Origin of the sequence: Micromonospora sp. MH33 (assembly GCF_003013775.1) — a bacterium.
GTDB classification, from domain to species: Bacteria; Actinomycetota; Actinomycetes; order Mycobacteriales; family Micromonosporaceae; genus Micromonospora; species Micromonospora fulviviridis.
Genome location: NZ_MUYZ01000286.1, coordinates 1 through 8,915, shown reverse-complemented (window position 1 = coordinate 8,915; position 8,915 = coordinate 1). Strand labels below are relative to the sequence as shown.

Sequence of the window (8,915 nt, the reverse complement as noted above, 5' to 3'; positions counted from 1 at the left end):
CCAGGGCCGGCGGTCAGGCCGGCGCACTTGCCCAGCGCCCGGAGCGTGCCGTCGCCGGCCACCGTCCAGCTCTGTGCGGCGGTGCCGTTGCAGGTGTAGAGCTGGATCGCGGTGCCGTTGGCGGTGCCGGCCGCGGCGACGTCGACGCACTTGCCGCCGATGCCGATGATCGGGAAATTGGCGGTCATCATGGCAGCGGTGGACACTCAATCGCAATACTTAAACAAACCAATGAAATGGTCAGCGTAGCCGGACCGGGCCGGCATCGATGCGGGTGCGGAACAGGGCGTACGGCTTGCGCCGCAGGTCCCGGCCGCGCTGGTACTTGGCCTGCCGGTGCAGCTGGTTGGCGGTGACGTAGAGGTGGCCGTCGGCGGCCACGGACAGCGTGTCGGGCCAGAGCAGCCGTGGGTCGTGCACCACGGTCTCGAACTCGCCGTCCGGCCGGCGGCGCAGCACCGCGTTGTGCTCGTAGGAGGTGAGGTAGAACGCGCCGGAGTCGTCGGTCTCCAGGCCGTCCGAGCCGCCGCCCTTGTCGCCCTCGTCCACCACCGTGGCGGCCACCTGCTCCTCGCGCAGCGTCCGGTCGGCGAGGGCGTCGGTCGCCACGCTGTACCAGCGGCGCGACGCGAGCGGGCAGTAGTGCAGCCGCGAGCCGTCGGCCGAGATGGCGATCCCGTCCGAGCCCATGGCGACCGGCTTCGGCGGCCCGTCGGCCGGGCGCTCCAGGAACGGCCGCCCCTCCACGACCGGCCGGAAGGACTCCAGCGGCTCCGCCTTCGTGGACGGATGATCGTGCAGTCGCCGCCACGACGCGCCGGTGGCCAGGTCCACCACGACGATGCCGTTCGGCCCCGAGTCGGAGGAGTCGGTGAGGTAGGCGAGACCCGCATCGCCCCGGCGCAGGTCGAACCGCACGTCGTTGAGGTACGTGGTGGGCAGCGCCACGTCGGTCGGGAAGGTGATCACCTGCCCGACGGCGTCGGCGTCGAGGTCGACCCGGACGAGCTTCGGGCCGCCCGGCTTCGTCGGCTGGAACATCGGGCTGCCGGTGTCGACCACCCAGAGCCGGTCGGCCGGGTCGACCACGACGCTCTGCACCGACACGAAGGCGTTCGGGTCGTCGTCGCCGGACGGGTTGTTCCACGCCTCGTCCGGGAAGGGCACCTCCCGGCCGTCACGCAGCTCGACGACGGTGGCCGGCACCTGGTCCCCCCACTTGGGGAAGTTCACGAAGACCCGGCCGGTGTGCGACACGCTGACCCCGGTCGGCATCGGCCCGGTGAAGGTGTGCACGAGTTCGAGTTCGCCGACCGGTTCATCGCCCATGGGCCCGTTCATCCGCCGCTCCTGACTGTGAGGGCCCCGGTCCTTCCCGGCCTGCACGGGCGCAAACGTCGGAGGCGCGCGACCGACCCCCGGGATACGCCGAAGGGGCGGCCCCACCCCGGGGACCGCCCTGTCGGCGACGGCTCAGGCGACCGAGGCGGGGAACCGCTCCCACACCCGGTGCGCCGCCATCAGCTGCTGCACCGCGCCGAAGACCTCGCCGCCGGAGTCGCCGGTGACCACGCCGGGCGAGCCGGCCACCCCGGCCTGCCGGAGCACCTCGGTCCCGGCGCCCCAGGCGCCGATCGCCTTGGCGTGCCGCCACGCCTCCTCGACCAGCAGCAACACCCGGGGGTCGACGGTGGCGGAGTCGGCCGCGCCCGCCTTGGCGTCCCGGGCGGGCAACGCGTCCGGCGCCGGCGCCGGGGCCCCGGCCAGCAGGATCGCGTCGAACTCCACCGACCGGCCGGTGGCGAAGGTGCGCTGCACGGGCAGGTCGCCCACCGTGCCGCCGTGCGCGGCGATCAGCACCGGCACCATCCCGGCGGCGAACACCGCCCGCCGGACCTGGCCGACCCCGTCGAGGTCGCTGTCCGCGCCGACCACGATGCCGACCATCCGACCGTCGCCGGGCCATTCCCGACCGACCTGCGACAGCGCCGGGCTCGGCTGCACCTCGGCCAGCGGCACGGTCGGCTTCGGCGCGGGCAGGCCCAGGCCGGTGGCGACCTGCTCGCACAGCACCGGGTCGATGTTGGCCAGGCACCGGAGCTGGCGCTCCTTGATCGCCTGGTGGTAGCACTTGCCCAGCTCGAAGGTGTACGCCCGGATGATGTGCTCCTTCTCCACCGGCGACATGCTCAGCCAGAACAGCCGGACCTGGCTGAAGTGGTCGTCGAACGAGGCCGGCGCCGCCCGGACCTTCGGAGCCTCCGCGACCGTGACCGGCGTGTCGACGAACGCGTTCTCCCGGTCGCCGGCCGGGAAGGGGTTGCCGCCGTCGAGCGAGTTCGGCCGGTAGGGCGCCACGCCCGCGTGCACCGCGTGCTGGTGGAAGCCGTCCCGGAGCATGTCGTTGACCTCGGCGTGCGGCCGGTTCACCGGGATCTGGGTGAAGTTCGGCCCGCCGAGCCGGGTGAGCTGCGTGTCGAGGTACGAGAAGAGCCGGCCCTGCAACAGCGGGTCGTTGGTGACGTCGATGCCCGGCGGCAGGTGCCCGAGGTGGAAGGCGACCTGCTCGGTCTCGGCGAAGAAGTTCCGCGGCGTCCGGTTGAGGGTGAGCTTGCCGATCGGCTGCACCGGCGCCAGCTCCTCGGGCACGATCTTCGTGGGGTCGAGCAGGTCGATCCCCGCGAAGGTCTCCTCCGCGGTGTCCGGGAAGACCTGGATGCCCAGCTCCCACTCCGGGTAGGCGCCGGACTCGATGGCGTCGTAGAGGTCACGACGGTGGAAGTCCGGGTCGATGCCGCTGATCATCTGCGCCTCCTCCCAGGTCAGGGAGTGCACGCCCAGCTTCGGCTTCCAGTGGAACTTGACCAGCACCGTCGCCCCGGCCTCGTCGACCAGGCGGAACGTGTGGACGCCGAACCCCTCCATGGTCCGGTAGGAGCGGGGGATGCCGCGGTCGGACATGTTCCAGATGGTGTGGTGCTGCGCCTCGGTGTGCAGGGAAACGAAGTCCCAGAAGGTGTCGTGCGCGCTCTGCGCCTGCGGGATCTCCCGGTCCGGGTGCGGCTTGCCGGCGTGGATGATGTCCGGGAACTTGATCGCGTCCTGGATGAAGAACACCGGCATGTTGTTGGCGACCAGGTCGAAGGTGCCCTCGTCGGTGTAGAACTTGGTGGCGAAGCCGCGGGTGTCGCGGACCGTGTCCGCCGACCCGCGCGAGCCGAGCACGGTGGAGAACCGGACGAATACCGGCGTCTCCCTGCCCTTCTTCAGGAAGCCCGCCCGGGTGACCTCCTCGGCGGCGCCGTAGGCGACGAAGACGCCGTGCGCGCCGGCACCCCGCGCGTGCACCACCCGCTCCGGGATGCGCTCGTGGTCGAAGTGGGTGATCTTCTCGCGCAGGTGGTGATCCTGGAGCAGCACCGGGCCGCGCGGCCCGGCCTTGAGCGAGTGGTCCGTGTCGCGCAGCCGGGCCCCGTTGGCGGTGGTGAGGAAGGATCCGTGCTGCCCCTTCGCGATCCTCGGCACGCCGGTCTCGGCGCCGGTCGGGGTACGGGTGTCCGGGGCGCCCTGCTCCGCCTTCGGCGGCAGCGGACCGTGCGGCGTCGTCGGCTCCTCGAGCGTCGGTGGGGCGCTGCCCGGCGCGCCGGGCACGTCCGGGGTCAGGATGTCGGTGACCTTCTCCGTGGCGGCCTCCACGACATCCTTGACGACCTTGGCGGGCTTGCTGGAATCCATCGGGACCTGTCCTCCGTGGGGCAAAATGACCGGGCCCTCAGGGCCCTACCCTGGACAGGAGCGGGCAAACGCGGATCACTCGGGCGGGCGGGAGCGGTCACGCCCGGCCGGCGACCGCCACCGGGTCAGGGCTGCCGGGGCACGGCCACGGCCGTGACCACCAGCCCGTCGGCGACCAGCCAGCGGCCGTGCAGCGCCGCCAGCGGCGGGCCGCCGTCCGCGCGGCTGGCGTCGACCAGCACCCGGGCCGTGAAACTCCCCGCGGCCGGGTCGACGGAGAGTTCGGCGTCCTCGAAGCCGAGCCAGCGCCCGGTCAGCGGATACCAGGCCTTGTAGACGGACTCCTTGGCACTGAACAGCAGCCGGTCCCAGTGCACCCCCGGATGGGCGGCGCGCAGCCGGGCCAACGACTCCGGCTCGCCGGCCGTGGTGACCAGCCCGGCGACGCCGTCCGGCAGCGGCTCGTGCGGCTCGGCGTCGATGCCGAGCCCGGCCAGCGCGGTGTCCCGGGCGACCGCCGCGGCCCGGTACCCGGCGCAGTGGGTGATGCTGCCGACCACGCCCGCCGGCCACAGCGGCTCCCGCTTCGGGCCGGGGCGGATCGGCGCCGGGGCGTACCCGAGGCGGGTCAGGGCCTCCCGGGCGCAGCGGCGGGCCGTGACGAACTCGCGGCGGCGGGCCTCCACGGCCCGGACGAGCAGGTCCTCCTCGCCCGGGTACGGGGCCTCGCCAGGGATGTCGGAGAACGCCTCGACGGGCACCGCCGCCGACGGGAGCAGGGCCTCGATCACGCGGCGCCGCCGAGGATGCGCCGCATCGGCCGCGGCTCGCCGCCCCGCCGGCCCCACTCGCGCGGGTAGCCCAGCGACACCTCCTCGAAGCGCACCCCGTCGTAGTGGGTGGTGCGGGGGATGTGCAGGTGCCCGTAGACCGCCACCGCGGCGCGGTGCCGCAGGTGCCAGTCGGCCGTGCGGTCGGTGCCGCACCACTGGGCGAACTCGGGATACCAGAGCACGTCGGTGGGCTGGCGGACCAGCGGCCAGTGGTTGACCAGCACGGTCGGCAGCGCCGGGTCGACGGCGGCCAGCCGCCGCTCGGTCTCGGTGATCCGCTCCCAGCACCACGACTCCCGGTCCGGGTGCGGGTCGGGATGCAGCAGCATCTCGTCGGTGCACACCACCCCCGCCGCGTACGCCGCACGCAGCGACTCCTCCTTGGAATTCGTGCCGGGGGCGCGGAACGAGTAGTCGTAGAGCAGGAACAGCGGCGCCACGGTGACCGGCCCGCCCTCGCCGTGCCATACCGGATAGTCGTCCTCCGGGGTGAGCACGCCCAGGTCACGGCACATGCCGACCAGCGCGTCGTAGCGGGCCCGGCCGCGCAGGGTCACCGGGTCGGCCGGGTGGGTCCACAGCTCGTGGTTGCCCGGCACCCAGACGACCCGGGCGAACCGGTCGCGGAGCTGCCGCAACGTCCGCTCGATGTCCGCGAACACCTCGCCGACGTCGCCGGCCACGATCAGCCAGTCGTCCGCGGACTCCGGCCGCAGGCCGTCCACGACCGTGCGGTTCTCGGCGTACGACACATGGAGGTCACTGACCGCGAACAGCGCACCCGTCACCCGGTCGATCTTGCCAGCGCCGCCCCCGGAAGGACAGCCGGGACCTGAGCGGTGTCGGGGGTCCGACGCAGAATGGCCGGCATCGGTGTCGCGACCCCGGCGGCGGTGCAGGGCCGCATGGGCTGAAACGTCGACTCTTCACGGAAGGGACGACGGCATGCACCCGATGCTGCGTCGGCTCGACGACCTCGCCGCCCACCTCGCCACCCGGCCGGACACCGTGGCGCTGCTCGGCCTCGGCTCCGCCGGCGCCGACCGGGACCGGCTGGACGACCACTCCGACCTGGACTTCTTCCTCGTCGTCTCCGACGGCGCGGTGGGCCGCTACGTCGACTCGATCGACTGGCTGGCCGCGCCCTGCCCGGTGGCGTACAGCTTCGCCAACGAGCGCAACGGCCGCAAGGCGCGCTACGCCGACGGGATCTTCGTCGAGTACGCGGTCCTCACCGTGGCCGAGCTGGCCCGGTTGCCGTTCACCGGTGCCCGGATGGTGTGGCAGCGCCCCGACGCGCCGGCCGGACTGGCCGCAGGTGGTGCGCCGCCGCGCCCCGCCACGCCGTACGACACGGTCGAGTTCCACCTCAACGAGGCGCTCACGAACCTCTACGTCGGCCTGCACCGGGAGTTGCGCGGGGAACGACTGACCGCCGCGCGGTTCATCCAGTCGTACGCGGTGGACCGGGTGCTCGCCCTCCTGCGGCTCACGGAGCCGTCGGCGGCGCACCGGCGGGACCCGTTCGACCCGAGCCGCCGGGTCGAGCAGGCGTACCCGCCGGAGGTGCTGCCGCTCGCGGCGATGGTGCCCGGCTACCGGCACAACCGGGCGGCCGCCCGGGCCACCCTCGACTGGCTGGCGGCCCGGTTCCCGCTCGACCCGGCCATCGCCGACCCGGTCCGCGCCCTGCTGTCGGCGTAGCCGGCCGGCTCAGCCGAGCAGGTCGGCGAAGTGGTCGGTGGCGCGGAGCAGTTCGCGGGCGATGCCCGGCTCGGCGGCCGAGTGGCCGGCGTCGGGCACGATCCGCAGCTCGGCCTCGGGCCAGCGCCGGGCCAGGTCGTACGCGGACACCGGCGGGCAGCACAGGTCGTAGCGGCCGTTGATGATGACGGCGGGCAAATGGCGGATCCGGTCCACGCCGTCGAGCAGTTGCGTCTCGGTGAGGAAGCCGCCGTGCACGGCGTAGTGGGAGAGGATCCGGGCGATGGGCAGCGCCTGCTCCTCGGCGGTGAAGTGGGCCAGCACCCCGGGGTCGGGGCGCAGCGAGGAGTTGACCGCCTCCCAGCGTCCCCAGGTGACCGCGCAGGCCCGCGCCTCGGCCTCGTCGGGCCCGTGCAGCCGCCGGTGGTACGCGGCCAGCACGTCGTCCCGCTCGGCGGCGGGGATCGGGGCGACGAAGCGGTCCCACTCGTCCGGCTGGAGGTGGCGCAGGCCGCCCTGGTAGAACCAGTCCCGCTCGCTGCGCCGCAGCAGCAGCACCCCGCGCAGGATCAGCCCGGTGACCCGGTCCGGGTGGGCCTGGGCGTACGCCAGGCCGAGGGTGACCCCCCACGACCCACCGAACACCAGCCAGGAGTCGATCCCGAGCCGCTCCCGGATCGTCTCCAGGTCGGCCACCAGGTGCCCGGTGGTGTTGGCCCGCAGCTCACCGAACGGGGTGCTGCGGCCCGCGCCGCGCTGGTCGAACAGCACGGCGCGGTAGCGTCGCGGGTCGAAGAACCGCCGCGCCGCCGGCACCAGGCCACCGCCCGGGCCGCCGTGCAGGAAGACCACGGGTACGCCGTCCGGCGCGCCCACCTCCTCCACGTAGAGCTGGTGGCCGTCGCCGACGGCGATGCGGTGGGTGGCGTACGGCTCGACGGGCGGGTAAAGGCGTGGCTCGGTCATGCCGGACCATCCTGCCCGCCCGGCACGGAGCGTGGGGGGACGGTCAGCAGGCGATGTTGCTGCCGAGGTTGTCCAGCAGGGCGTCGGCGACCCAGCCGGACACCCCGGTGGTGGTGTCCTTCAGGTAGGTCCAGGTGTAGGTGGTGTGCCCGTTCGCGCTGACCCGGTCGCCACTGGCGAAGCAGTGGAAGTCGACGCTGTGGCTGGCCTGGCCGTAGCCGAGCGAGCCGCAGGTGGTGTGCGGGCCGGTACGGATGTTGACGTTGCTGGCGTTGAAGAGCGTGCCGAACTTGGTGTCGATGTTGGAGTGCGCGTGGCTGCAGGTCGCGCTCGCCGGGCCCGCCGCGCTCATCACCGCGACACCGGTGCAGCCGACCGTCAGTGTGACCGCTGCCGCGATCGAGGAAGCCTTCCGCATGCCGATCAACCCCCGAACCTGAGACCACACGTGAAGTGATCCGAATATTTGCATCTTTCATGGTGCGGGGCAAGGCTGCTCCCTCCTCACCGCGCCAGCAGCGCGCGCAGCTCCTTCACCACCTCGGCCGGGGCCTCCTCGGCCATGAAGTGGCCGTACGACACCGGCACGTGCCGCAGGTCCGGCGCCCAGGCCCGCCAGCGCGCCGCCGCGTCGAATCCGAGCGCGGCGCCCCAGTCCTGCTGGAGCACGGTGACCGGCATCCGCAGCACGGTGCCCGCCGCCCGGTCGGCCTCGTCGTGCGCGAGGTCGACGCCGGCCGACGCCCGGTAGTCCGCCACGATCGAGGGCACCGCCCCCCGACAGGCCCGCAGGTACGCGGCCCGCACGTCGGCGGGGATCGCCTCCGGGTCGCCGGCCCACAGGTCGAGGAAGTGCCCGAAGAACTCGTCCGGGGCGGCGCCGATCAGCCGCTCGGGCAGGCCCGGCGGCTGGGCCATCAGGTAGAGGTGGAAGCCGACGGCGGCGGTGACTCCGTGCATCACCTCCCAGGTGTCGAGGGTGGGCAGCACGTCCAGCGCGGCCAGGTGGGTGACCGTCTCCGGGTGGTCCAGGCCGGCCCGGATCGCCACCAGGGCGCCCCGGTCGTGCCCGGCCAGGGCGAACCGCTCGTGCCCCAGCGCCCGGGCCAGCGCCACCACGTCGGCGGCCATGGTCCGCTTGGCGTACGCGGTGCCGTCGGTGTCGACGGGCTTGTCGCTGTCGCCGTAGCCGCGCAGGTCGGGGCAGATGACCGTGTGGTCGGCGGCGAGGTCGGCGGCGACGTGCCGCCACATCAGGTGGGTCTGTGGGAAGCCGTGCAGCAGCACGACCGGGCTGCCGCTGCCGCCCACCGCGGCGTGCAGGGCGACGCCGTCGGCGACGGTGACGCGGCGCTGCTCGAATCCGTTGATCATGAGAGGTCCTCTCCGGGTGCGATCGGGTACCCGTCGAGCCTGCCGGGGCCCGGTCAGTGGTCGATCAGCGTCGGATGAGTGCCCTGGTCGGGCCGCCGGTGCGGGCGCCCCGGGCTGCCTAGAGTGGGCGGGGTGACCAGTCCGCCCCGCGTACCCGGAGTGACCTTCGGGGTGCTCGGGCCGCTGGTGGCGGCCGGCGAGCGCGGCCCGGTGGCGCTGCGGGGCGCCCGGCAGCGCGCGGTGCTGGCCCGCCTGCTGGTCGCCCGGGGCCGGGTGGTGCCGGTCGACCGGCTCGTCGACGAC

General features: G+C 73.5%; 8 protein-coding genes and 1 pseudogene. 1 reads left to right on the top strand and 8 read right to left on the bottom strand.

Annotated elements, in window-relative coordinates:
* The 5 genes and pseudogenes from B0E53_RS29470 to B0E53_RS29450 all read right to left on the bottom strand — a co-directional run.
* Positions 1–173 (bottom strand): annotated as a pseudogene (locus B0E53_RS29470) (ricin-type beta-trefoil lectin domain protein); the annotation flags it as partial.
* A 67-nt stretch (positions 174–240) separates the two neighbouring features.
* On the bottom strand, positions 241–1,341 hold the full coding sequence (locus B0E53_RS29465) for an L-dopachrome tautomerase-related protein (RefSeq protein WP_107078993.1): 1,101 nt from the start codon (positions 1,339–1,341) through the stop codon (positions 241–243).
* A gap of 132 nt (positions 1,342–1,473) precedes the next feature.
* Positions 1,474–3,735: a catalase gene (locus B0E53_RS29460; RefSeq protein WP_107078992.1), complete on the bottom strand. Its 2,262-nt coding sequence runs from the start codon at positions 3,733–3,735 to the stop codon at positions 1,474–1,476.
* Between the two features lie 125 nt (positions 3,736–3,860).
* A complete protein-coding gene (locus B0E53_RS29455; protein WP_107078995.1) occupies positions 3,861–4,526 on the bottom strand; it encodes a 4'-phosphopantetheinyl transferase superfamily protein in 666 nt (221 codons plus the stop codon).
* A complete protein-coding gene (locus B0E53_RS29450) occupies positions 4,523–5,356 on the bottom strand; it encodes a metallophosphoesterase (RefSeq protein ID WP_107078991.1) in 834 nt (277 codons plus the stop codon). Before B0E53_RS29450 ends, B0E53_RS29455 begins: the two co-directional genes overlap by 4 nt.
* A gap of 157 nt (positions 5,357–5,513) precedes the next feature.
* Between B0E53_RS29450 and B0E53_RS29445 the strand changes: the two genes are divergently transcribed.
* On the top strand, positions 5,514–6,272 hold the full coding sequence (locus B0E53_RS29445; RefSeq protein ID WP_107078990.1) for a hypothetical protein: 759 nt from the start codon (positions 5,514–5,516) through the stop codon (positions 6,270–6,272).
* 9 nt (positions 6,273–6,281) lie between these two features.
* On the opposite strand, the gene pip is transcribed toward B0E53_RS29445, so the two are convergent.
* From pip to B0E53_RS29430, 3 genes are all read right to left on the bottom strand, one after another.
* Entirely contained in the window at positions 6,282–7,238 is a 957-nt protein-coding gene (pip, locus tag B0E53_RS29440; RefSeq protein ID WP_107078989.1) for a prolyl aminopeptidase, read from the bottom strand.
* Between the two features lie 43 nt (positions 7,239–7,281).
* The gene (locus B0E53_RS29435; protein WP_107078994.1) at positions 7,282–7,656 is read right to left on the bottom strand and encodes a hypothetical protein; all 375 of its coding nucleotides are present in this window, start codon (positions 7,654–7,656) and stop codon (positions 7,282–7,284) included.
* 86 nt (positions 7,657–7,742) lie between these two features.
* Complete coding sequence (locus B0E53_RS29430; protein ID WP_107078988.1) at positions 7,743–8,612, bottom strand: alpha/beta hydrolase; 870 nt, start codon at positions 8,610–8,612, stop codon at positions 7,743–7,745.
* Between the last annotated feature and the right edge of the window lie 303 nt (positions 8,613–8,915).